The sequence below is a fragment of the Xanthomonas sp. 3307 genome (assembly GCF_014199735.1).
GTDB lineage: Bacteria > Pseudomonadota > Gammaproteobacteria > Xanthomonadales > Xanthomonadaceae > Xanthomonas_A > Xanthomonas_A rydalmerensis.
This window is the reverse complement of record NZ_JACHOG010000001.1, coordinates 353,165-376,949: the sequence shown is the minus strand read 5'-3', so window position 1 is coordinate 376,949 and position 23,785 is coordinate 353,165. Positions and strand designations below refer to the sequence as shown.

The following is a 23,785-nucleotide window of genomic DNA, read 5'->3' as shown; positions in this document are numbered from 1 at the left end:
GCATGCCCTTTTGGGTTTCCAGCCCCGAGGTTGCCGGAGGTCGGCGCCCAGGTTCCGGTACGCCATCGGACAAGCGCCTGGATTAAACTTCACGCGAACGTCACGCCAACAGGAACAGGGGAACAGGGAATGAAAAGGGGACTGCGCGCAGTCGCGTTGTTGTGTCTGCTGGGAGCGGGGAATGCATGGGCGCAGGTGGATCTGGCGCCTTATCTGGTCAAGGAGCAGGTCGAAACACTGAAGCTGTCGCCGACCGGTGAGTATTACGCGGCGACGGTGCCGCTTGAGGATCGGACCGCGCTCGCGATCATGCGCCGATCCGACAACAAGATCGTCGGCAGCTTCTCGATGGAGAAGAACACGCATGTCTCCGACTTCGTGTGGGTCAACGACACCCGCGTGCTGTTCAACATGGTCCAAAAGATAGGACAGCGGGATCGGCCGTGGGGAACCGGAGAGCTGTTCGCGATCAACGTCGATGGCGGCGCTGCGGAGCTTTTGGTGGGGCAGCGCGTCACCGGCAACGGGCCGGGAACGCTGATCCAGACCAAGAAGGTGGAAGATGTCATTGCCGACATGGTTGGCCCGCTGCCCGGCGATGATCGTAATGTCATCATTCGTGTACGCCCCTTCAGTGTAAGCAAGGACCCTTACAGCCGTACTGAGGTCATGGATGTGTACAGCGGCCGCAGGCGCGCATTGGTCGGTTCGCCAAGCGTTCGTAGGGCGAATTTTTTTTCCGATGACCAAGGCAAAGTGCGTTTTGCCTGGGGCGCCGACGCGGACAATGCCAATAAACTGTTCTACCGCGATGCGCAGGGCAGCGAATGGAAACTGATCAATGACGAAAGCGTCAGCCATCACGTAGAGACACCGATCGGTTTTTCCGAGGATGGGCGCCTCGCCTACCTTCGAGTCGAGCAGGCCAAAGGTAGCGACGCGATCGAGTCCTGGAATGTGGACACTGGCGACCGAAAGGCAGTGGCGCGCGATGCCCTGGCCGATCCTTTTGCGATCATGTATCGTCATGGCACCCGTGTCCCGGTGGGGATCGAGGTATTGGGCGACAAGCCGCGGAGTCTGTTCTTCGACGCGAATTCGCCCGAAGCCAAGACCCAGCGCTCGCTGGAAGCGGCCTTCCCCGGGCAGGCGGTCTACGTCACCTCAAGCACCCGCGACGGCCGGCTCAATCTGGTCAACGTGCAGTCGGGGCGTAATCCGGGTGAGTTCTACCTGTTCGACACCGTCGCCAAGAAGGCCGATTTCGTGTTCGCGCGCCGTGCCGCGTTGCAGTCGACCAAGCTGGCCGAGGTGCGGCCGATCGCGTTGCAAGCGCGAGATGGCCTGCCGCTGCATGGGTTCGTGACGCTGCCGGCAGCGGCCAAGTCTGGCAAGGTGCCGATGGTGGTGATGCCGCATGGCGGCCCGTTCGGCGAGTTCGATACGGGCATGTTCGACGAGGAGGCGCAGATCCTGGCCACTGCCGGTTATGCGGTGCTGCAGATCAATTATCGGGGTTCCGGCAACTACGGGCGCGCGTTCCAGCAGGCCGGCGCCGGCCAATGGGGCGGCAAGATGCAGGACGACGTCACCGACGCCACGCGCTGGGCGATCGATCAGGGCGTCGCTGATCCGCAGCGCATCTGCATTTACGGAGCCAGCTATGGCGCCTATGCGTCGTTGATGGGCGTGGCCAAGGAGCCGACGCTGTATCGCTGCGCGGCCGGTTATGTGGGTGTTTACGACTTGCCGATGATGTATGTCAGGGGCGACGCCCAACTGCGCGATTCCAGCCAGAATTTCTTGCGTGAATGGATGGGGACGGGCAACGAATTGGCGGCGATCTCACCGGTGAATCTGGCCGACAAGATCAAGGTGCCTGTATTTCTGGCCGCTGGTGGCGAGGATCAGACTGCGCCGATCCAGCACTCCAAGAAGATGGAAGCCGCGCTGAAGAAGGCCGGGGTGCCGGTGGAAACGCTGTATGTCCCGACCGAGGGACATGGCTTCTATACCGAGGAACACCGTCGCGAGTTCTACACCCGGCTGCTGGCGTTTCTGAGCAAGTCGCTGGGCGGTGCGCAGGCGGCGCCGGCGGCGACGAAACCGTAAGTGGTTTTCCCCGGCGATACGTTTGAGGCGCCAGGCGCCACAGCTGTGCGGCATCAGTGCGGTCCGGTGCTTCCGGGCCGCACTGATGACGGTTGGGCTCCATAGTTCAGCGTGACCAACTGGCACTTCGGGGTCTTGCCGAATTGGTCACCTGCTTCCATGGCTGGTCGATCTTGCCGCTCTGGCCGTCCGGCGCCTCGATCGTAGGCTGAGAACGCGACGTCCGCGCCTGCCGCATGGGATTGTCAGGCAAACTGCCGGACGAAGCGCTCCAGCCAAAGGAACGAGATCAACGGCGCCGTCAGCGGACGTGCGCGCGTCGCCACCAACTCGTCCAGCAGTTGCAGTACGGCGTCGCGGTTGACCAGCCCAAAGTCGGCAAGGGCGCATTCGCTCAGCTGCATGGCGATCGTCTTGGCGTGATGTGCGATCAGCTCAGGCAGGACATGGGCGAACGTTTCCTTGCAATAATTTCGTGGAAATATGTCGCCTACGTTGGCCTGTAGATATCGCCACATCGTTTCTCGATCTTTCCGGCTCTCGAGCGGCAGGCGCCGACAAAAAGCAACCAGATGTGGATCGCTTAGCGGATTGACCGGCCAAAGGCCTCGCCGCAGCAGATGCGGAGCCTGGCACATGCTCGAGGCCAACACCGAGGCAGATAAAGGTCCGGCGGGCGCATCGAATCCATTGAGCGAACGCGATGCATTGAGCGCTCGGGGCGTCAACAATAGGTCCGCGCGCCGCTTGGCTTCTGCGGCCACAATGCCATTGCGGCTGCCGGTGGAGTGTTCCTCGTTCCGATACGTCGGGAACAACTGGTCTCCGCCAATGCCGGTGAAAAGCCGATCGCTGCCCTGCGCTTGAGCACTGTCCCACACGCTTTCGAACGCTTCGAGGTAGAACTCGGCAAGGGGATAGTCCGGTCGGCTCGCACTCGGTTGCAGATCGAGCGTCGGCGGGAACGCGTCGATATTGACCGCCGTGTCGCGAAGACCCAGCGTTTCGACAAGCAGGCGGCGACGTTCGACCTGGTTCTGACTGGATCCCGCATCGAGCAAGATTCCCAGGCTTACGATGTTGTGCTGCGATCGCGTCAGCGCGCATGCAACAGTCGCCGAGTCCATGCCCCCGCTCAACTCGACGGCCACCTGTTTCGACGCGGGTCGAATCGAAACCGCGCGATGCAACAGTTGCCCGAATCGCTCCATGCCGTAGTCGCTCAATGCGTCATCGGAAGGCGCTACGGTTTCTGCAGGCGAGGGGTAGACGTAACGGACCTTGCCCGGCTCCGCGTAAAGCGTGGCGCGTTCCGTCAGCATCAGAACGCCCGAAAACAACTGCCTGGCGGAATAATCCGCGCCGAGTGCGAGACGCCGGCTGGCCATCTCCAAATCAATGGTGGTGGATCGGGAAAAAAAGTCGGCCAGATCGTAGGAGATTTCTACTGCGTCATCGGAGACCCGGCAGTAGACTGGCGCCGATCCGAGCAGGCCGGCGCGCAGCTTCAATCGGCATCCGGCCTGGGCCACTTCGATCATGAGATAATCGAGCGGCCATAGCAAAGCCTCTTTGTAGAGCTGGTTGAATCGATCGGCATCGACCAGAATGCCCGTATCGTCTTTTTTCCATTCGATTTCCGTGCAACGTTCGCGCACCGTGGCGAACCACTGTCCCTGCGTGCGGACTACAACGGTTTCCACAGCGGGGTGATGGTAGGGGACGATCTGGCTTTTCCCGAGGTACAGGGTGTCGTTCTGCCACAGCGGCGATTGCTCGAGGTCGGAAAAGGCAATGGTGGCCTTGATCATGGAGATCGACTGCCTGAGAGCGGTGTCGTGTGGTGACCGCGTTTTCGAACAAAAGAACGCCGCCTGATGGCGGCGTTCTTCATCGCGACGTATCGATCGAATCGTCGTCGTTTTAGCCGCCCGGCTGCGTGGAGTACCAGCGAGAATCGTCGCCCAGATAGGGCTTCATCTCGCAGACGCCGGGCGCTGCGATATTTTGCATGGGTTCGTCGAGCTGGACAGCGAAAGGATTGGAGAGGGACTCTTGTTTCTCAAGCTTGCCATCTTGGATTTTCATCACAAAACTCCTTTTTTTAGATGTCGTCGTCATGCGGCGACGAACAGAACCTATCACTGCGCCTACGGCAAAACAAGTTTGCCGAATTTCATGGTTTCACATGAAACTTGTTAAATCAGGTGTTTTAAAAAGAAAACTGCCTTTATGTTCTTAATGTATCGCCCATGTATCGTTAATGGGCAGCCAAGACACGTTACTGTCTCGCGATGTGGCAATTTATGTCCGTTTGTATCATGTGCCGCTGATCGATGTGAAAAGGCGGCGCCAGTAACGCGGTAGCGGCCAGACTTATCTGTGCGAACGGTTGGGGCCTGGAAGTGAGCGCGGCCCGTTTGGATTTTTTTGGCTCAGTGCGACTCGCGGTCTTATCGTCGTGGTCGGCACTGACCACGTCAGATGCGTGCGCGTCGATATCTGAGCCGGCTGCGTCGCCGCTCAGGCGACGCAGCCGCTCAGCGCACTCCGTGCATCATCCGCCGCAGCAGCGGCGCGGCCAGGAAGGCGAGCACCGCGCAGCCCACGCCGATCCACAGCAGCAGCCAGAACAGATGCGCGTACTTGGCCGCGGCGTCGGCGACGTTGAGGGTCTGGCCGTCCGGCACCTCGATCGCGGCGAGCTTGCCGAACAGCGCCGCCAGCGCCTCGGAGAAGGCGGTGGCCAGGAACCAGGTGCCCATCATCAGGCTGACCACGCGCGGCACTGCGAGCTGGGTCACCGCCGACAGGCCGACCGGCGACAGGCACATTTCGCCGGCCTCCAGCACGAAATAGGCGAGCACCAGCCACCATACGCTCGCCATCTGTCCGGTCGCGCCGACCTGTTGCGCGGCCAGCGCCAGCGGCACGAAGGACAGGCCGGCCAGCAACAGTCCCATTGCCGACTTGGCGGGCTTGGACGGCTCGCGTCCGCGCCGCGCCAGCCACGCCCACAGCGCGGCGAACAGCGGCGCCAGCAGCACCAGGAACAGCGCGCCCAGGTAGGTCAGCGAGCCGGCGGTCTGCGGCAGCACCAGGCAGTCGCGGATCAGGAACAGCAGCATCAGCGCGCTGACCGCGACGAACAGCCGCCGCGGCGCGGACGAGCCGGGGCGGCGGTCGGACAGCGAGGCCGCCAGCACGAAGCCCAGCGGCGCCAGCAGCAGCGAGGCGATCGACCAGGGCAGGGGCGTGCCGCCGCGGATCACCAGCGATGGCACGATGTCCTTGGTCATCAGCCGGTCGGTGAAGGTGACCCACGAGCCGTAGGTCTGCTCGTACAGGGTGAAGTACACCAGCGCCATCGCGATCAGCACCATCAGCGCGATCATCTGCTGGCGCTGCACCGGGGTGCACTGGGTGCCGGTGAACCAGGCGAACCACAGCAGCACCGCGCCGAGCACCAGCAGCATCAGCAACAGGGCCAGGGAGATTTCCCCGCCCAGGCTGAAGGCGCCGTTGGCCGCGGCCCACATCAAGGCGGCCACCGGCAGCACGCCCAGCACGGCGCACAGGTAGATCGCCCATTCGCGCGGGACGCCGAGCACGCGCTCGCGCAGCAGTGCCGGATGCGCCGGTTCGGCGTGGCCGTGCAGGTACTTCTGGCCCCACAGGAACATGCCCAGGCCGAGCAGCATGCCGATGCCGGCCGCCCCGAAGCCGTAGCGCCAGCCGTACGCTTCGCCGAGGAAGCCGCAGACCAGGGAGGCGAACAGGGCGCCGAGGTTGATGCCGGCGTAGAACAGCGAGAAGCCGGCGTCGCGGCGCGGGTCGTCGGCCGGATACAGCTTGCCGACGATGGTGGAGATGTTGGGCTTGAGGAAGCCCACGCCCATGATGATCAGCGCCAGCGACAGGTAGGTCACGCCCAGGGATGCGGTGTCGCGCACCACCTCGTCGTTGATTCGGGTGGCGGCGTGACCCTCGAAGGCCATGCCGATGTGGCCGAGCACCAGCAGCAGGCCGCCGAACACCACCGCCTTGCGCATGCCCAGCCAGCGATCGGCGAGCAGGCCGCCGAGCACCGGCACGCAGTACACCAGGCCGCCGTAGGCGCCGAGCAGGTCGAGTCCCGCGTCGTCGCCGAACAGGTGGTACTTGGTCAGGTACAGCAACAGCAGCGCCTTCATGCCGTAGAAGGAGAAGCGCTCCCACATCTCGGTGAAGAAGCAGACGTAGACGCCCTTGGGATGGCCGAGGAAATCGTCGCGCGCGTCGCGCAACGGCAGGGAGGACACGGACACGGCGACTCTCGGCGCAGGAGGCAGGCGGCGGAGTATAGGGGGGCCGGCGCTCGCTCGAATGGCGGTCCGCGGCACGTGCGGTGTCGCGCGAGGTCGGACCCTCACCCCAACCCCTCTCCCGCTGGGAGAGGGGCTGCTGCTGTTCCTTCTCCCGTCGGGAGAAGGTGCCCCGCAGGGGCGGATGAGGGTCAGGCAGGGCAGGCAAGGATTGGTGCGCTGCGCGTTGCCGTACCCTCACCCCAAGCCCTCTCCCGGTGGGAGAGGGGCTGCTGCGGTTCCTTCTCCCGCCGGGAGAAGGTGCCCCGCAGGGGCGGATGAGGTTGGGCAGGGCAGGCAAGGATTGGATGCGCTGCGTGTCGCCGTACCCTCACCCCAACCCCTCTCCCGGTGGGAGAGGGGCTGCAGCGGTTCCTTCTCCCGCCGGGAGAAGGTGCCCCGCAGGGGCGGATGAGGGTCGGGCAGGGCAGGCAAGGATTGCATGCGCTGCGTGTTGCCGTACCCTCACCCCAACCCCTCTCCCGGTGGGAGAGGGGCAACCATCTGCCGCTGAGTACTGCTGCTTCTACGAATCCCCAATCCCCAATCCCCAATCCCAGCCTCCCAGGCATGTGCCACAAGCTGGGCACCAGGAAGCTGGACTTGCCCCGCCCCAGACGCTAGCGTGCAAAGCGTTTTTGTCGTTTCAGGGGTAACCATGAACAACGCTGCCGCGCCGCGCCAGCTCACGTTCCGTGCCGTGGTGCTGGCGATCGTGCTGGCCGTGGTGCTGTCCGCCGCCAATGCCTATCTCGGTCTGTTCGCCGGCCTGACCATCGCCACCGCGATTCCGGCGGCAGTGGTGTCGATGGGGGTGCTGCGCCTGCTGGGCGGCGGCTCCATCCTCGAGAACAACATCGTGCAGACCGGCGCCTCGGCCGGTTCCTCGATCGCGGCGGGGGTGATCTTCACCATCCCGGCGCTGGTGATCATGGGCTACTGGCCGGACTTCAAGTACTGGTGGGTGCTGGGCATCGCCGGCATGGGCGGACTGCTCGGGGTGCTGTTCTCGGTGCCGCTGCGGCGTTCGATGATCGTCGAGGATCCGCTGCCGTTCCCGGAAGGCAAGGCCGCCGCGGAAGTGCTCAAGGCCGGCGAGAACCCCGGGCCGGGGCTGAAGATCCTGGGCCTGTCGGCGGCCATCGGCGGGCTGGTCAAGCTCGGTGCGGCCAGCGGCCTGAAGGTGATCCCGGATACCTGGGCGCAGGCCGCGTACATCGGCAGCAGCAAGATGGTCGGCTACGTCGGCACCAACCTGTCGCCGGCGCTGCTGGGCGTGGGCTACATCGTCGGGCTCAACGTCGGCATCGTGGTGCTGTCCGGTTCGATCCTGTCCTGGCATCTGGCCATCCCGCTGTACCAGCAGTTCTTCATGAACTCTGATCCGGCGCTGGCGCAGAGCCTGGCCAATGCGCCGGCGGCCGAGGCCGCGTTCGGGATCTGGGCGGCCAAGGTGCGCTACCTGGGCGTGGGCGCGATGCTGATCGGTGGCGTGTGGACGCTGTTCTCGCTGCGCAAGTCGTTGCTGTCGGGCGTCAAGAGCGGCTTCGCTGCGGCGCGCAAGAGCACCGGCGGCGAAGCGGTGGCCGAGACCGATCGCGACCTGCCGATGAAGTGGATGCTGGTGGCGCTGCTGTTGTGCACGCTTCCGCTGCTGGGCCTGTACCAGGCCATCGTCGGCCAGTGGCACGTCAGCGTGCCGATGACCATCATCATGATCGTCGCCGGCTTCCTGTTCGTCTCGGTGTCCGGCTACCTGGCCGGCCTGATCGGCTCGTCGAACAACCCGGTCTCCGGCATCACCATCTCCACCATCCTGTTCGCCTCGGCGGTGCTGGTGCTGCTGCTCGGGCGCGATTCGCCGATCGGCGCGGTCGCCGCGATCATGATCGGCGCGGTGGTGTGCTGCGCTGCCGCAGTGGGTGGCGACAATCTGCAGGATCTCAAGGCCGGCTACCTGGTCGGCGCCACGCCATGGAAGCAGCAGTTGATGCTGGCGATCGGCGCGTTCTCCTGTGCGCTGATCATGGCGCCGGTGCTGAACCTGCTGGCCCAGGCCTACGGCATCGGCGCGGCCACGCCGCAGCATCCCAATGCGCTGGCGGCGCCGCAGGCCACGCTGATGGCGTCGGTGGCCAAGGGCCTGTTCGGCGGCGAGCTGCCATGGACCATGATCGGCATCGGCGCCGGCGTCGGCGCGGCGATCATCGCCCTGGACGAGTGGCTGAAGAAGACCGGCAAGCGCTTCCGCGTGCCGGTGCTGGCCGCGGCGATCGGCATCTACCTGCCGCTGGAACTGATGGTGCCGATCTTCCTCGGCGGCCTGCTGACCCATCTGGTCGAGCGCTTCCACAAGATCCGTGCCGACGACGAAGAGGGGCGCGACCGCGTGCACCGTCCGGGCACGCTGTTCGCCGCGGGCCTGATCACCGGCGAGGCGCTGATGGGCATCGCCATCGCGGTGCCGATCGTGGCCTCGGGCCACGCCGACGTGCTGGCGCTGCCGGAAGCGTTCCACCTCAACCAGTGGTACGGCCTGGCGCTGCTGGCCTTCGTCGGCTGGCTGCTGTACCGCACCGGCCGCAAGGGCGAGGCCGCGGCTGCGCCGCGCGCATAACCAGCGCAACAGCATCCCGCAACGCAACATCCGAAGCCCGGCTGACGCCGGGCTTCGCTTTTGCGGCCGCGTCAGCGCACCGCGCGTGCCGTCCCATCAGCGTCTCGCTGGCTGCCCGCGCCGCGTGCATCGCGTGGACCCAACACCGCATCGCACCAGTCGCGCGCTTGCCGCTGTCCGTCTCACCACCAACGCCAGCGCCGGCATCGGCCTCCTGCACGTCACGAGCCAGCGCCTCGCGCTTGTCAATCCCCAATCCCGATTCCCCATTCCCGGCTCTTCCATGACTTCAGTCCTTTGCGCCATGCCCGCCGCGGCCCCTACCATCGACGTTTTGCCGTGTTCCGGAGACGCCCGATGACCCTGCGCTACGCCTTGCTGCCCCTGGCCCTGCTGACCGCGCTGCCTGCGCTGGCCGCCACCCGCGGTTTCGATGTCCGCGACATGGTCGCGCTGGACCGGGTGTCCTCGCCGCTGCTGACGCCCGATGGCGGTACGGTGATCTTCGCCAAGCGGCAGATGGACAAGGCGCTGGAGAAGTCCAGCACCAGCCTGTGGCTGCGCGATCTGCGCACCCGCGATGCGGCGCCGCCGAAGCGGCTGACCCCGGAAGGCTGGAACGTCAACTCGCCGGAGCTGTCGGCCGACGGCAAGACCGTGTACTTCCTCAGCGCCAAGTCCGGCCGCCAGCAGCTGTATGCGCTGCCGCTGGCCGGCGGCGCGCCGCGCCAGCTCACCGATTTCGCGCTGGACGTGGACAGCTACCACGTCGCCCCGCAGGGCGACCGCGTGGCCTTCAGCGCCGGCGTGTTCCAGGACTGCGGCTCGGACCTGGCCTGCACGCAGAAGCGCCTGGATGCCAAGAAGCAGTCCAAGGCCACCGGCGTGGTGTTCGACCAGTTGTTCGTGCGCCACTGGGACACCTGGAACGACGGCCGCCGCAACAGCCTGTTCGTCGCGCCGTTGCCGGCCGGCGCCAAGGCCAAGCCGGTGGCCGGTGCCTCGGCGGTCAGCGTGACCTTGGCCGGCGACATCCCTTCCAAGCCGTTCGGCGGCAGCGAGGACTACACCTGGGCGCCGGACGGGCAGTCGCTGGTCGCCAGCGTGCGCGTGGCCGGCCGCGAAGAGCCGTGGTCGACCAACTTCGACCTGTACCGGCTGGATGCCGCCGGCAAGGCTGCGCCGGTCAACCTGACCGCGGCCAACCCGGCCTGGGACGCCGGCCCGGTGTTCTCCGCCGACGGCAAGACCCTGTACTACCGCGCCATGAAGCGTCCCGGTTTCGAAGCCGACCGCTTCGGCCTGATGGCGATGGACGTGGCCAGCGGCAAGACCCGCGAGATCGCCCCGCAGTGGGACCGTTCCGCCGGCGACATCGTGCTGTCGGCAGACGGCACCACCGTGTACACCACCGCCGACGACATGGGCCAGCACCCGCTGTTCGCGGTCGACGTGGCCAGCGGCAAGGTGCGCACCGTGGCCGCCGACGGCAGCGTCGGCGCGCCGGTGCTGGCCGGCAATACGCTGGCCTTCACCCGCAACAGCCTCAAGAGCGGCGACCAGATCATGGTCGCCGACGCCAACGGCCAGCAGCCGCGCGCCATCACCCCCAGCGCCGGCGAGATGCTGCCGGACGTGAAGTTCGGCGACTACGAGCAGTTCTCGTTCAAGGGCTGGAACAACGACACCGTGCACGGCTACGTGGTCAAGCCGTACAACTACCAGGAAGGCAAGACCTATCCGGTCGCGTTCCTGATCCACGGCGGCCCGCAAGGCAGTTTCGGCAACGGCTGGAGCTATCGCTGGAACCCGCAGACCTACGCGGGGCAGGGCTACGCGGTGGTGATGATCGACTTCCACGGTTCCACCGGCTATGGCCAGGCCTTCACCGATGCGATCAGCCAGCACTGGGGCGACCGCCCGCTGGAAGACCTGCAGAAGGGCTGGGACGCGGCGCAGAAGCAGTACGGCTTCCTCAACGGCGACAAGGCCTGTGCGCTGGGCGCCAGCTACGGCGGCTACATGGTCTACTGGATGGCCGGCAACTGGAACAAGCCCTGGAAGTGCCTGGTCGACCACGACGGCGTGTTCGACAACCGCATGATGGGTTACGCCACCGAGGAACTGTGGTTCAGCGAGTGGGAGAACGGCGGCACGCCGTGGCAGAACCCGGCCGGCTACGAGAAGTTCAACCCGATCCTGCACGTGGACAAGTGGAAGGTGCCGATGCTGGTGATCCATGGCCAGCAGGATTTCCGCATCCCGATGGAGCAGGGCCTGGCCGCGTTCGGCGCGCTGCAGCGCAAGGGCATCGAGTCCAAGTTCCTGTACTTCCCGGACGAGAACCACTGGGTGCTGAAGCCGCAGAACAGCCTGTTGTGGCACGACACGGTCAACGGCTGGCTGAAGCAGCATATCGGGCAGTGAGGGGACCTGGGGCTCGGGTTTCCTGGGCCCCCGTTCTGGGTCATGGCCCAGGTCCCGGGATTGGGGATTCGGGATTCGGGATTTTTCCCTGCGCTCCCAGCGATCCGTTAGCCGTTGTGGGAGGGGCTTCAGCCCCGACGCTTCATTGGTAAAGCGTCGGGGCTGAAGCCCCTCCCACAAAAAGCAGGCTGCTTGCGGCGCTCCCATGCGGCGAACTCAACCTGCTGCTTTCTTTCGATCCCTGTTTTCATCTCCAACCTCCAACCTCCAACCTCCAATCGCGAATCCCCAATCCCCAATCCCCAATCCCGGCCCCATCGCCCGATGCCCTCGACGCCCCTGATCACCAACGACATCGTCATCTTCGGCCTGATCGCCGCCACGCTGGGCGCGGTGTTCTGGACCGCGGCGCGGCCGTCGGGATTCTGGAAGCGCTTCTACGGCATCGTGCCGGCACTGCTGCTGTGCTACCTGATTCCGGGCATCTACAACACCGTCGGGCTGATCGACGGACAGCACAACTCGCTCTACAACCCGGTCGCGCGCGACGTGCTGCTGCCGGCGGCACTGGTGCTGCTCACCCTCACCGTCGATCTCAAGGGCATCCTGCGATTGGGGCCGAAGCTGGTGGCGATGTACCTGGGCGCGTCCTTCAGCATCATGCTCGGCGCGGTGGTGGCGTTCCAGATCATGAAGTGGCTGCACCCGGTCACCGTGGCCGGCGACACCTGGGCCGGCATGGCGGCGTTGGCCGGCAGCTGGATCGGGGGTGGCGCCAACATGCTGGCGATGCGCGAAGTGTTCCAGGTCGACGCCACCACCTTCGGCCAGTTCGCCGTGGTCGACGTCGGCGTCGGCTACGTGTGGATGGCGCTGCTGATCTTTCTTGCACAGCGTGCGCCGGCCATCGACGCGCGCAGCGGCGCCGACACCCGCGGTATCGACGACCTCAAGCAACGCATCGCGCACTTCCAGGCCCAGCACGAACGCGTGGCCAGCCTCACCGACCTGATGCTGATCGTCGGCGTGGCGTTCGGCGCGGTCGGCCTGGCGCATGCGATCGCCACGCCGGCGGCGGCCTGGTTCGACGCCAACGTCAGCTGGGCCAAACAGTTCAGCCTCGGCTCCCCGTTCGTGTGGGTGGTGGTGCTGGCGACCACCTTCGGCCTGCTGCTCAGCTTCACCCGCGCGCGCACCCTCGAGGGCGCCGGCGCCTCGCGCATCGGCACGCTGCTGCTGTACTTCCTGATCGCCTGCATCGGCATGCAGATGGACTTGTTGGCGCTGTTCGACCGGCCCTGGATCTTCGCGCTCGGCCTGATCTGGCTGATCGTGCACGTCCTGCTGCTGCTGGCGCTGGGCAAGCTGCTGCGGGTGCCGTTCTTCTACTTCGCGATCGGCTCGCAGAGCAACGTCGGCGGCCCGGCCTCGGCGCCGGTGGTGGCCGCCGCGTTCCATCCGGCGCTGGCGCCGGTCGGCGTGCTGCTGGGCACGATGGGCTACGCCACCGGCACCTATCTGGCCTACGTGGTGGGCATCGTGCTGCGCGCGATGGCCGGCGCCGGCTGAGCCGCGGCGGCGTGACGGTCGGCCGCCGCTTGCTGCGGCGGCGACTGCGGCCGGTGTGAGGTTTCGCCCGCTGGCGCGTATCACCTCGACAACCTTCCCATCGGCACCGTCATGTCGCCCCGCGCCGCCTCCGATTTCACCGACCTGCTGCGCGCGCACCGCGGCATCGTCTACAAGATTGCCGCCAGCTATGGCCTGGGCTACCACGACCGCGAGGATCTGGCCCAGGAGATCGCTGCCGCGCTGTGGCGCGCGTGGCCGTCCTACGATCCGGCGCGGCCGTTTTCCACCTGGATGTACCGCGTCGCGCTGAACGTGGCGATCTCGCACCAGCGGCGCAGCCGCCATCGCGATCGTGAAGTGGCAGCCGAGTACGCACCGGACGCGATGGGGGCGCAGGACGTCGATATCGAAGCGCGCCAGCGCGTGGCGCTGCTGCAGCAGGCGATCCGCCTGTTGTCCCCCGTCAATCGCGCGCTGCTGTTGCTGCAGTTGGACGGATGCAGCCAGCGCGAATGCGCCGAGGTGCTGGGCACGAGCGAAGGCAACGTGGCGACCCGCCTGGGCCGCATCAAGGATCAACTGCGCCGCACCACCGGCGGCAACCGAGGAGACGGCAATGGAACTCGATGAACTCAAGACGGCCTGGATCGACTACGGCCGGCAACTGGAACGGCAGACGGCGCGGAGCGATGCGCTGCAGCGCGTGCGCGGGCTGCACGGCATCGGCCGGCGCATGCGGTTGCTCGCCGGCGCGCAGTGGCTGCAGTTGGCGATCGGCCTGTTGTTCAGTCTGTGGGGCGGGGTGGCCTGGACCGACCATTGGGGGAGTTGGCATCTGGTCGCCTACGGCCTCGCCTTGCACGGCTACGGCCTGGCGCTGCTGTTGACCGCGGCCGTGCAGCTGCGGCGCATCGGCGCGATCGACTACGCCGGCCCGATCGCCGACAGCCAGCAGGCGATCGTGCGCTTGCGCCGCACGCGGCTGCGCAGCGATCGCGTCCTGTTCGCGTGCGGCGGCGTCATGTGGGTGCCGGCACTGAGCTTGCTGCTGTACGCGGCGGGCGTGGATCTGTGGGTGCTGCGTCCGGCGGTGGTGCTGGCGAATCTGCTGGCAGGGCTGGCGATCTCGGTTGCCCTGGTGGTGGCATCGCTGCGCTGGCCGGTCTGGTTCGAGCGCTCTGCGCAGCATCGGCGCCTGGCCGAGATCGAACGCGATCTGCGTGGCCTGGACGAGGGAGAGTCCGGACGATGATGGGCGGACACGCCGCGGCGCATGACACGCACGCCGCCGACCTTGCGCAATCGCCTCGCGGGGATGGCGCGTCTTCGGTGCACCTCGAATGACGCGCTTTGCTGTCGCTCGGCGGGACGCGCCATTGCCCGTGTAGGAGCGGCTTCAGCCGCGACAGGCATTCCTGGTCAAGCCTGTCGCGGCTGAAGCCGCTCCTACAGGCAGCGTCCGTAGTTAGTAGAAGCTCCCTTCAGCGGGGGGCCGCATCCGGCGACGCATGCGTCATCCGGCTCATGCCGGCGAGTGGGGCAGGGCCAGTGCAGGCAGGGGTCCTTAGTCGGCCGCCGCGGCAGGCGTCTCCGTGGACGCCTGCCGCGATGCGGCCCACTGCTAGCGACTACTGCATCGCCACGCTGCGCTGCCGTTCTTCCTGTTGTTGCGGTGGCGCCTGCAGGTTCTGCTGCTGCAACTGGCCGACGTTGGCCTGCGACGGCTCGTGGGCCGCGGCCGCGGTCTGCACCTGGCTGCGCAGGTGCGCCGGGTTCTCCGGCTGCCCCTGGACCGCGAACAGGCGGTCGCCGTCGCGGCTGGGCAGGACCTGGTCGATGCGCTGCAGGCCGTCCTGGCCGGCGCGCGCGGCGACGCTGGCGGCGGTGTTGAGGAAGGCCGCGTCGTCGTGCAGGCCGAGCCGCTCGCGCTGCCCGTCCAACTGCACCACCGCGTCGTTGAACAGGCGGCTGCCGGTCGACAGCGTGCCCGATTCCGCCTGGCGCTGGCTCTGGTTCTGCGCCAGGTCCTCGGCCTTCATCACCGAATCGATGCCGTGCAGGTCCAGGCGGTGCTTGAGCATCATGCCGGGGATCAGGCGCTGGCCGAACGACAGCGGGTCCGGTTCCGGCAACTGGATCTGGCGGCCGGCGGCGTCGGGCATCAGCCCACGGGTGAGCAGGTTGTCTTCCTGCAGGTAGGTCAGCAGTTCGTTCTTGACGTGGTAGCCGCGGATCAGCCCGTCGGCGGCGTAGGCCTTGGCGGCCTCGGCGTCCAGGCCCTCGCGCTCCAGGGTCTTGTTGTTGACGCCGGCGGCATTGAAGGTCACCGCCGGCACGTCGTTGACCATCGAGGACGCCGCGGCCAGGCCGCCGCCCAGCGAGTGCCCGGAGATCAGCAGGTTCTCGCCGAAGGCCTGCTTGGCCTGGCTGCCGAGCTGGATCGCCGAGGCGTATTGCGCGTCGGAGAAGCCCAGGCCCTGGCCGAGGTTGTGTTTCCAGTCCTTCAGTTCGTCGGTGCCGCAAAACCCCAGCACCACGTTGCCCTGCGGGTTGCGGTAGAACGCGGCATCGAAGCCGCTCTTGGCGTCGTGCTGCAGGCTCGGGTCGATGCCGGCGCGCTGCAGCGCGGCGTCGTCCATGCGTGACCAGCCATCGGGCAGCGCGGCGAAGGTCTCGGCGCCGCCGGCACGGCGCTCGGCCGCGGTGTGGTAGAGGTCCTGCAGCAGCGGCGGCAGTTGCCGGTCCACGGCCTGTGGCTGTTGGCCGCGGACGGCCTCGGAGAACGAGGTGGACGGATCGGACGGGGAAAGATCGCTCTGGTTCATGCGCGGCTCCGTGCGAAGAGGGTGACCGACCGCATCAGCGGGTCGCTTCCAAGGGGATGGCGTGGGCGTTCAGCCAGGCGCGCACGTCGTTGCGGGTCTGCTGCGCGTTGGCGTTGAGCAGGCGCTCGGGCGTGTTGAAGAAGTAGGCCTGGAAGGTCTTGCCCTGCGCGTTGCGCAGGGTCGGATCGACACCGGCCTGCAGCAGCTTGGGCACCCACGGGTTGCCGGCGCTGCTCTGCGCGGCCAGGTGCAGCAACGAGTTGCCGGTGGCGTCGACCCGCTTCGGATCGGCGCCGGCCTTGAGCAGCATCTCGATCTGCGCGTCGCGCTTGCTCTGCACGGCGCGGAACAGCGGCGTCCAGTGCGCGCGCGCGCTCACCGGGTCGACCGGGGCGCCGTGCTGCAGCAGCACTTGCAGGTACTGCGGGTCCTTGGCCATGGCCGCCATGTGCACCACGGTTTCCTGGTCCATGCCCGGCAGCGACGGGTCGGCACCGGCGTCGAGCAGCGCCGCCAGTGCGCGCGGCTGTTCGTTCCAGATGGCCCATTCGAGCAGGGTGACGTTCTGGTCGCCGTGCGCGGACAGATCCGTGCTGGGCGCCAGGGCGGCGATGCGGGCGACATCGCCGCGCGCGATGGCGGCGGTGATGTCGGCGAGTGCGGGGTCGCGAAAGGCGACCGAATGATCCTGCAGCGAGGCTGACATGGCGGAATGCTCCTTGGCGCCGGACTGTGCGGCGCAACTGACCGAGAAGAACAGCGAGGTCGCGAGTGCGATCAGGGCGGGGACGGGCGTACGCATGCAAGGCTCCTTTCCTGTTCGCGGTCCTGGATGACGGCGCAGATCCTGGCGCCGCTCCCGATGCTAGCAGCCGATCGCGGCGGTGTTGCGCCAGTTTTGTGACGCTGTCTGCGGATCTCGGGTGGCGTCCCACCAGCTGGATGGTGGTTTAACCGGAAACAAACGCCCGTCAGTCGGGATGCGCCGCGATGTGGTGCGGCGGCGAACGGGCAGGGCATACAGGCAGCGCCGCGTGCGCCTCCTGCACGCATGCGCTGCCGCGGCTGCAGATGCCGCACAGGCGAGGGACATGTGCGCAGCGGCATAATGACGTTTTCCCAAAGGAGCGCGCGATGACGGCGACCCCCTTCGACCTGTTGATCAGCGATTGCGACGGCGTGCTCGTCGACAGCGAAGTGCTGGCCGACCGAGTGATGCTCGACGCGCTGGGCGCCTATGTGCCGCGGGCCGAACTGGAACGCTTTCTCGCCGGCAGCTTCGGCCTCACCGCGCAGGAGATCGTGCAGCGCGTGCAACGGCAGTACGCGCTGACGTTGCCGCCGGGCCTGTATCAGGAGATCCGCGCGCGCTCCGAAGCGCTGATCGCGGCCGAAGTGCAGCCGATCGACGGCGTGCGCGAGGCCTTGCTGGCGCTGCCGCTGCCGCTGGCCGTCGCCTCCAACAGCATGCGCGAGAGCGTGGTCGCCTCGGTGGCGCGTGCCGGCCTGCACGAGCGCGTCGGCGAGCGCATCTTCAGCGCCGACATGGTGGCGCGGCCCAAGCCCGCGCCGGACGTGTATCAGCTGGCGGCGCGCACATTGAACGTGGCGCCGGAGCGCTGCCTGGTGATCGAGGACAGCGCCACCGGCGCCAGTGCCGCGCTGGCCGCGGGCATGACCGTGATCGGCTTCACCGGCGCCGCGCACATTCCTGCCGGGCATGCGGCGACCCTTCGCCAACTCGGCGTGGCCGCGGTGATGGAACACATGCGCGAGCTGCCGCAAACCTATGCGGAACTGGTGCGGGCCGCGGCGGCCTGAAGAGCCGGGATTCGGGAATGGGAGGTTTCCGCGAGTGCCTGGCATCGCGGAATGTCGCTCTGTTCGTAGGAGCGGCTTCAGCCGCGACGCGCTATCGGTAAGGCCTCGCGGCTGAAGCCGCTCCTACAACAGCGCCGCGGCGATGCCTGTCGCCAGGCATTGCCGCGTCAGAACGAGAGCCGCCGTGTGATCCGGTCGAATCGCCAAACGCCGTCAGGCGTCCCACCAATCCCCAATCCCGACTCCCTAATCCCAGCCCCTCAACAACAGCGGAATCCGCTCTTGCCGCCATACCTTGCCTCCTGGCGCTCGCGGAAGAAGGTCTTGTAGTCCATCGGCTCGCGGTCCGGGTGCTTCTCGAGCATGTGCCGCACGTAGTTGTCGTAGTCGGGGATGCCGCAGCACAGCCGCGCGGTCTGCACCAGGCGCCGCCACAGCCGGCGGTGCGCCTGGTACTGGCCGACCGGAACCAGTGCACCGCTCATTACAGGTCCGCCATCTGGTGCGGCTGCAAGGCCACGTACGGGGTTTCCCTGTCGCTGCGCTGTGGGGTGCGGCGGGCGGCGAGGATGGTCTTCACCGCGTAGATCAGCACGGAGAACACCACGAACAGGAACAGCGCGGTCAGCCCGGTGTTGACGTAGGCGTTGGTCACGATCTGCTGCATCTGCGCCACCGTCTTGGCCGGCGCGGTGATCGTGCCGCTGGCGATCGCGTCCTGGAACTTGTGCGCCTGCGCCAGGAAGCCCTGCGCCGGGTTCGGGTCGAAGATCTTGATCAGCCCCGCGTAGGTGGTGCAGATCAGCAGCCACAGCGCCGGCACGATGGTGACCCAGGCGTAGCGGTCGCGCTTGAGCTTGAACAGCACCACGGTGCCGAGCATCAGCGCGATGCCGGCGAGCATCTGGTTGGAGATGCCGAACAGCGGCCACAGCGTGCGGATGCCGCCGTACGGATCCTTGACCCCGGTGTAGAGCAGATAGCCCCACAGCGCCACACAGCCGCCGGTGGCGACGATGTTGGCGGCCCACGATTCGGTCCGCTTCAGCGCCGGCACGAAATTGCCCAGCAGGTCCTGCAGCATGAAGCGCCCGGCGCGGGTGCCGGCATCGACCGCGGTGAGGATGAACAGCGCCTCGAACAGGATCGCGAAGTGGTACCAGAACGCCATCATGTCCTCGCCCGGCAGCAGTTGGTGCAGGATCTGCGCGATACCGACCGCCAGGGTCGGGGCGCCGCCGGCGCGGGCCAGGATGGTGGTCTCGCCGATGTCGCGGGCGGTGGCTTCGAGCACCTCGGGGGTGATCGCAAATCCCCATTCGCTGACCTTGGCCGCGACCGCGACGACGTCGTTGCCGACCATCGACGCCGGCGCATTCATCGCGAAGTACACGCCCGGCTCGATGATCGAGGCGGCGACCAGCGCCATCACCGCGACGAACGATTCCATCAGCATGCCGCCGTAGCCGATGTAGCGCATATGGCCTTCGTTGGCGAGCAGCTTGGGCGTGGTGCCGGAGGAGATCAGTGCGTGGAAGCCGGACACCGCGCCGCAGGCGATGGTGATGAACAGGAACGGGAAGATGCCGCCAGTCCACACCGGGCCCATGCCGTTGTGTGCGTATTGCGTCAGCGCCGGCATCTTCAGGTCGGGCATGACCACCAGGATGCCGATGGCCAGGGCGATGATGGTGCCGATCTTGAGGAAGGTGGACAGGTAGTCGCGCGGCGCCAGCAGCAGCCACACCGGCAGCACCGAGGCGACGAAGCCGTAGCCGATCAGCATCCAGGTGATCTGCACGTCGGTGAAGGTGAAGGCCGGGCCCCAGGTGGGATCGGCGGCGACCTTGCCGCCGAACCAGATCGCCGCCAGCAGCAGGATCAGGCCGACGATCGAGATCTCGCCGATCTTGCCGGGGCGGATGTAGCGCATGTACACGCCCATCAGGATCGCGATGGGCATGGTCGCGATCACCGTGAACATGCCCCATGGGCTTTCCGCCAGCGCCTTGACCACCACCATCGCCAGCACCGCCAGGATGATGATCATGATCAGGAAGGCGCCGAACAGGGCGATGGTGCCGGGGACCTGGCCCATCTCCTCGCGCACCAGGTCGCCGAGCGAACGCCCATTGCGGCGGCTGGAGAGGAACAGCACCACGAAGTCCTGCACCGCGCCGGCGAACACCACGCCGACCACCAGCCACAGCAGCCCGGGCAGGTAGCCCATCTGCGCGGCGAGTACCGGCCCGACCAGCGGTCCGGCGCCGGCGATGGCGGCGAAGTGGTGGCCGAACAAGACGTGCTTGTTGGTCGGCACGTAGTCCAGGCCGTCGTTGTTGAGTACCGCGGGCGTGGCCCGGGTGGGGTCGAGCTGCATCACCTTGTTGGCGATGAACAGGCTGTAGAAGCGGTAGGCGATCAGGTAGATCGAGACCGCGGCCACCACGATCCACAGCGCATTGATGTGTTCGCCGCGGCGCAGGGCGATGGTGCCCAGGCAGAACGCCGCCAGGATGGCGAGTGCGGCCCAGGCCAGCTTGGAAAACCCTTTCATGCAGAACGCTCCCCCAGAGATTGCCGCAAGGGTCGCCCCGATGGCCTGGGGGGTCAATGGCGGGGGCGGTCAGGGGCCTAGTACTTTGGTCGTAGACAGCCCTTGTGACGCGATTGGAGAGAGTGAGGGTTCGCGCGTCGCAACGCTTCAGCCCCTCTCCCCCCGGGAGAGGGGTTGGGGTGAGGGTACGGAGCGAAGCCCTCGCGAAACCAGTTCGCGCCATGGGGCAGTGCACGAGGCTGCGCCCGCACCCTCATCCGCCCCTGCGGGGCACCTTCTCCCGGCGGGAGAAGGGATTCATGGCCGCGACGGCACAAGGGGCGCGGCCGCTTGCGCCCCTCTCCGCCCGGGAGAGGGGTTGGGGTGAGGGTCGGGGCGAAGCCCGCGCGAACTCAGTCTGCACCATGGGGCGGTGCACGAGGCTGCGCCCGCACCCTCATCCGCCCCTGCGGGGCACCTTCTCCCGGAGGGAGAAGGGAGTTCATGGTCTCGACAGGACAAGGGAGCGGCCCCACCACAGCGGATGGAACGATGGGTTGCGCCGGTCGCGGTTGGGCGCGGTGGCGGCGGCACCCATGGTGGGGATCTCATCAGGAGATCGCTCACCATGACCGCGTCCACCACCGTCGCCCCCGCGCGCATCCTGCGCGCCATCCGCGGCCACGCCACCGCCGATGGCGATGGGGTCAAGCTGACCCGCGTCATCGGCGGCGCTGCGTTGCCCGAGCTGGATCCGTTCCTGCTGCTCGACGAGTTCGGCACCGACCGGGCCGAGGACTACGTCGGCGGCTTCCCCAGCCATCCGCACCGCGGCTTCGAGACCGTCACCTACATGCTCGACGGACGCATGCGGCACAAGGACAACCACGGCAACGAGGGTCTGCTGACCCCCGGCAGCGTGCAGTGGATGACTGCCGGCCGCGGCCTGGTGCATTCGGAGATGCCGGAGCAGGAGGAAGGGCGCATGCGCGGCTTCCAGCTATGGGTGAACCTGCCGGCGCGCGACAAGATGAGCGCGCCGCGCTATCAGGAGTTCGCGCCCGAACGCATTCCGGTGGCGCAGCCGGCGACGGGGGTGACGGTCAAGGTGATCGCCGGCCAGGTCGGCGAGGTGCACGGCCCGATCGCGCAGCCGGCCACCGATCCGCTGTATCTGGACATCGCGCTGCACGCAGGCGCGTCCTGGGCGTTCGAACTGCCGTCCGGGCACAACGCCTTCGCCTACATGTTCGAGGGCGAGGCGGCGCTGGGCGACGGCGAAGCGGCGCGCGTGCTGCCGGCGCAGACGCTGGCCGTGCTCGGCGGCGGCGACCTGCTGCAGCTGCAGGCCGGCGCGCAGGGCGCGCGGCTGATCCTCGTCGCCGGCCGGCCGTTGCGCGAGCCGGTCGCGCGGCATGGGCCGTTCGTGATGAACACGCGCCAGGAGCTGATGCAGGCCTTCGTGGATTTCCAGGAAGGGCGCTTCTGAGGGCGCGGTTCGCACCGTTTCTGGTGCGAGGTTTGTTTCCTCGTAGGAGCGGCTTCAGCCGCGACAGGGCACTGCCGGCAAGGCCCTGTCGCGGCTGAAGCCGCTCCTACGCCATGTCGCAGCCCATCGCGCAGCGCGCCGGCTTCAGCGCTCCAGCGCCAGGCTCGACTGACGCATGTCCAGGCCCTGCACCAGCGACTGCAGGGTCTGCAGTTCCTGGGTGTCGGCGGCGTCGATCCAGACCTGGGCGAACTGGCCCTTCTTCAGCTCCGCGATCGCGATCCGGCGCGAGGCCAGGCCCGGCAGCTCCGCTCCGCCGAGGTCCGGCCGGTACCAGTACACCTGCTCGCCGGCGATGGCGCCCTTTTCCTCGCGCAGCGTGCGCTGCAGCGGAATGTTCGGGTCGCGTGCGGTGAGCATCATGCCCAGCACCTGACGTCCCTCGGCGTCGCTGGCGCGGCAGACGATGAATCCCTTGTCGCTGCGCTCGCTCCACTGCAGCTTGCTCTGCGGCGGCAGCGGTGGGCAGTTCTGTGCCTGCTGCGCGGTGGCGGCAGCGGCGGGCAGCGCCGCCGCAGCGGTCAGCAGTGCCTTGCGCAAGAGTGTCTTCATTCGCGATGTTCCCCATACGCCGCGATGCGACGCGTTCGATCCATACGCACGCCTGTGGCGTCGTCTGCGGGAGCGCCCCATCCTGTGCGGGATCCCGGCAGTGCATCCCCCGACGCAGTGCGTGTCCCGTGTGCGGCCACGCGCACGCGGCCGCGGTTGCACCATAGCCCAGCGCCGCGCCGCTGACAATTGGGATGAGAATTCCGGAATATCCGCACGCGCGGTACGGCGTGGCGGCACCTGCCCGGCTGCGCCGACCGGGCGGTTCCGGCGCGAATGGCAGGGGCTGACGAGGGCGGTTGGCGCACTCGCGGGCGGCGCCAAAGCCCGGATGCGCGCCTGCTGCGGCTCAGCGGCCGGGTTCGGGCAGCGGAATGAATTCCTGGTCGTCGCCGGGGATCGTGCCGAAGCGGCCCTCGCGCCAGTCCTGCTTGGCCTGCTCGATGCGTTCCACCGAACTGGACACGAAGTTCCACCACAGGTGGCGCGGGCCGTCCAGCGGTTCGCCGCCCATCAGCATCGCCTTGAGCGGGGTCTTGGCGCGCAGCCGCCCGCGCGCGCCGGGCTCGGGCAGGACCAGGTGGCGCGCCGGGATGTCCACGCCGTCCAGTTGCGCCTCGCCCTCCAGGATGTACAGCGAGCGCTCGGCATGCCGGTTATCCAGGTCGATTTCCGCGTCTGCGTCCAGGTCCAGGGCCACGTTGAGGGTGTCGGCGAACACCGTCACCGGCGACTCCTCGCCGTAGGCGCGGCCGGCGATCACCCGCAGCCACGCGCCGTCGCGGCGCTGCTGCGGCAGGCTGGCGGCCGGGTGGTGGTAGAACGCCGGTGTGGTCTCTTCCGCCGATTTCGGCAGCGCCACCCAGGTCTGCATGCCGTGCAGCGGATGCGCGTGCTCGCGTAGCGTGGTCGGCGTGCGTTCGGAATGGGAGATGCCGCGGCCGGCGGTCATCCAGTTGACGTCGCCGGCGCGGATCACCTGATCGGAGCCGAGCGAATCGCGGTGGCCGATCTCGCCGGACCACAGGAAGGTGACCGTGGCCAGGCCGATGTGCGGATGCGGGCGCACGTCCACGCCATGGCCCGGCTCGAACACCGCCGGCCCCATGTGGTCGATGAACACGAAGGGGCCGACGCTGCGCGCCTGCACGCTGGGGACGGCACGACGCACTTCGAAGCCGCCGATATCGTGGACGCGGGGGGCGATGAGGGTGGGCATGCGGATGCTCGCGGTCGCAAAAACGGAAGCGAAGCTTCGCATGCGCGGACGCTCGCGGTGCGGCGCCACGGCAAGACGGACTGTCCCGGATGCGCTCATGCGCGGCGCCGGTCCCCGACGTGCGCGCGCTATGTCGCGCGGTTATGCCGGTGTCCCGGAATCGCATAGTGCGAATTGCGCGCACTTCTTGTCTGCGACGCAGCGGTGGGCCT

At 67.3% G+C, this 23,785-nt stretch carries 17 protein-coding genes; 8 read left to right on the top strand and 9 right to left on the bottom strand.

Annotated elements, in window-relative coordinates:
• Positions 1–129: 129 nt before the first annotated feature.
• Positions 130–2,112 carry a S9 family peptidase gene (locus tag GGR64_RS01625; RefSeq protein ID WP_184643554.1) on the top strand — a complete coding sequence of 661 codons (1,983 nt, stop codon included), beginning with the start codon at positions 130–132 and terminating at the stop codon, positions 2,110–2,112.
• 245 nt (positions 2,113–2,357) lie between these two features.
• Here the strand turns inward: GGR64_RS01625 and GGR64_RS01620 are convergent, their stop codons facing one another.
• The 3 genes from GGR64_RS01620 to GGR64_RS01610 form a co-directional block, all read right to left on the bottom strand.
• Complete coding sequence (locus GGR64_RS01620) at positions 2,358–3,923, bottom strand: asparagine synthase-related protein (RefSeq protein WP_184643552.1); 1,566 nt, start codon at positions 3,921–3,923, stop codon at positions 2,358–2,360.
• 112 nt (positions 3,924–4,035) lie between these two features.
• Complete coding sequence (locus tag GGR64_RS01615; RefSeq protein WP_160970075.1) at positions 4,036–4,200, bottom strand: hypothetical protein; 165 nt, start codon at positions 4,198–4,200, stop codon at positions 4,036–4,038.
• A gap of 452 nt (positions 4,201–4,652) precedes the next feature.
• The gene (locus GGR64_RS01610) at positions 4,653–6,413 is read right to left on the bottom strand and encodes an oligopeptide:H+ symporter (protein WP_184644245.1); all 1,761 of its coding nucleotides are present in this window, start codon (positions 6,411–6,413) and stop codon (positions 4,653–4,655) included.
• A gap of 700 nt (positions 6,414–7,113) precedes the next feature.
• On the opposite strand from GGR64_RS01610, the gene GGR64_RS01605 reads away from it, so the two are divergent.
• The 5 genes from GGR64_RS01605 (at position 7,114) to GGR64_RS01585 (ending at position 14,323) form a co-directional block, all read left to right on the top strand.
• Positions 7,114–9,072 carry an oligopeptide transporter, OPT family gene (locus GGR64_RS01605; protein ID WP_184643550.1) on the top strand — a complete coding sequence of 653 codons (1,959 nt, stop codon included), beginning with the start codon at positions 7,114–7,116 and terminating at the stop codon, positions 9,070–9,072.
• A gap of 357 nt (positions 9,073–9,429) precedes the next feature.
• Complete coding sequence (locus tag GGR64_RS01600; protein WP_160971077.1) at positions 9,430–11,499, top strand: S9 family peptidase; 2,070 nt, start codon at positions 9,430–9,432, stop codon at positions 11,497–11,499.
• A gap of 324 nt (positions 11,500–11,823) precedes the next feature.
• Entirely contained in the window at positions 11,824–13,068 is a 1,245-nt protein-coding gene (locus tag GGR64_RS01595; protein ID WP_160970154.1) for a DUF819 family protein, read from the top strand.
• Positions 13,069–13,179: 111 nt separating this feature from the next.
• A complete protein-coding gene (locus GGR64_RS01590; RefSeq protein ID WP_160970152.1) occupies positions 13,180–13,701 on the top strand; it encodes a sigma-70 family RNA polymerase sigma factor in 522 nt (173 codons plus the stop codon).
• On the top strand, positions 13,688–14,323 hold the full coding sequence (locus GGR64_RS01585; protein WP_184643548.1) for a hypothetical protein: 636 nt from the start codon (positions 13,688–13,690) through the stop codon (positions 14,321–14,323). Before GGR64_RS01590 ends, GGR64_RS01585 begins: the two co-directional genes overlap by 14 nt.
• 376 nt (positions 14,324–14,699) lie before the next feature.
• Here GGR64_RS01585 and GGR64_RS01580 read toward each other — a convergent pair whose 3' ends face one another.
• Together GGR64_RS01580 and GGR64_RS01575 are read right to left on the bottom strand one after the other, a co-directional pair.
• Positions 14,700–15,896: an XVIPCD domain-containing protein gene (locus GGR64_RS01580; protein ID WP_184643546.1), complete on the bottom strand. Its 1,197-nt coding sequence runs from the start codon at positions 15,894–15,896 to the stop codon at positions 14,700–14,702.
• A gap of 34 nt (positions 15,897–15,930) precedes the next feature.
• On the bottom strand, positions 15,931–16,698 hold the full coding sequence (locus GGR64_RS01575; protein ID WP_184643544.1) for an ankyrin repeat domain-containing protein: 768 nt from the start codon (positions 16,696–16,698) through the stop codon (positions 15,931–15,933).
• A 332-nt stretch (positions 16,699–17,030) separates the two neighbouring features.
• On the opposite strand from GGR64_RS01575, the gene GGR64_RS01570 reads away from it, so the two are divergent.
• Entirely contained in the window at positions 17,031–17,717 is a 687-nt protein-coding gene (locus tag GGR64_RS01570) for an HAD-IA family hydrolase (RefSeq protein ID WP_160970144.1), read from the top strand.
• Positions 17,718–17,977: 260 nt separating this feature from the next.
• On the opposite strand, the gene GGR64_RS01565 is transcribed toward GGR64_RS01570, so the two are convergent.
• Both GGR64_RS01565 and GGR64_RS01560 read right to left on the bottom strand, forming a co-directional pair.
• Positions 17,978–18,202 carry a CstA-like transporter-associated (seleno)protein gene (locus GGR64_RS01565; RefSeq protein WP_160970142.1) on the bottom strand — a complete coding sequence of 75 codons (225 nt, stop codon included), beginning with the start codon at positions 18,200–18,202 and terminating at the stop codon, positions 17,978–17,980.
• On the bottom strand, positions 18,202–20,274 hold the full coding sequence (locus GGR64_RS01560; protein WP_167087574.1) for a carbon starvation CstA family protein: 2,073 nt from the start codon (positions 20,272–20,274) through the stop codon (positions 18,202–18,204). Before GGR64_RS01560 ends, GGR64_RS01565 begins: the two co-directional genes overlap by 1 nt.
• Before the next feature lie 607 nt (positions 20,275–20,881).
• Between GGR64_RS01560 and GGR64_RS01555 the strand changes: the two genes are divergently transcribed.
• Positions 20,882–21,742, top strand: a complete 861-nt coding sequence (locus tag GGR64_RS01555) for a pirin family protein (protein ID WP_184643542.1) — start codon at positions 20,882–20,884, stop codon at positions 21,740–21,742.
• A 144-nt stretch (positions 21,743–21,886) separates the two neighbouring features.
• On the opposite strand, the gene GGR64_RS01550 is transcribed toward GGR64_RS01555, so the two are convergent.
• Positions 21,887–22,354 (bottom strand): hypothetical protein, encoded by a 468-nt coding sequence (locus GGR64_RS01550; RefSeq protein ID WP_184643541.1) that lies wholly within the window; start codon positions 22,352–22,354, stop codon positions 21,887–21,889.
• Between the two features lie 349 nt (positions 22,355–22,703).
• Positions 22,704–23,573, bottom strand: coding sequence for a pirin family protein (locus GGR64_RS01545; protein ID WP_184643539.1), 870 nt, complete (start codon positions 23,571–23,573; stop codon positions 22,704–22,706).
• Between the last annotated feature and the right edge of the window lie 212 nt (positions 23,574–23,785).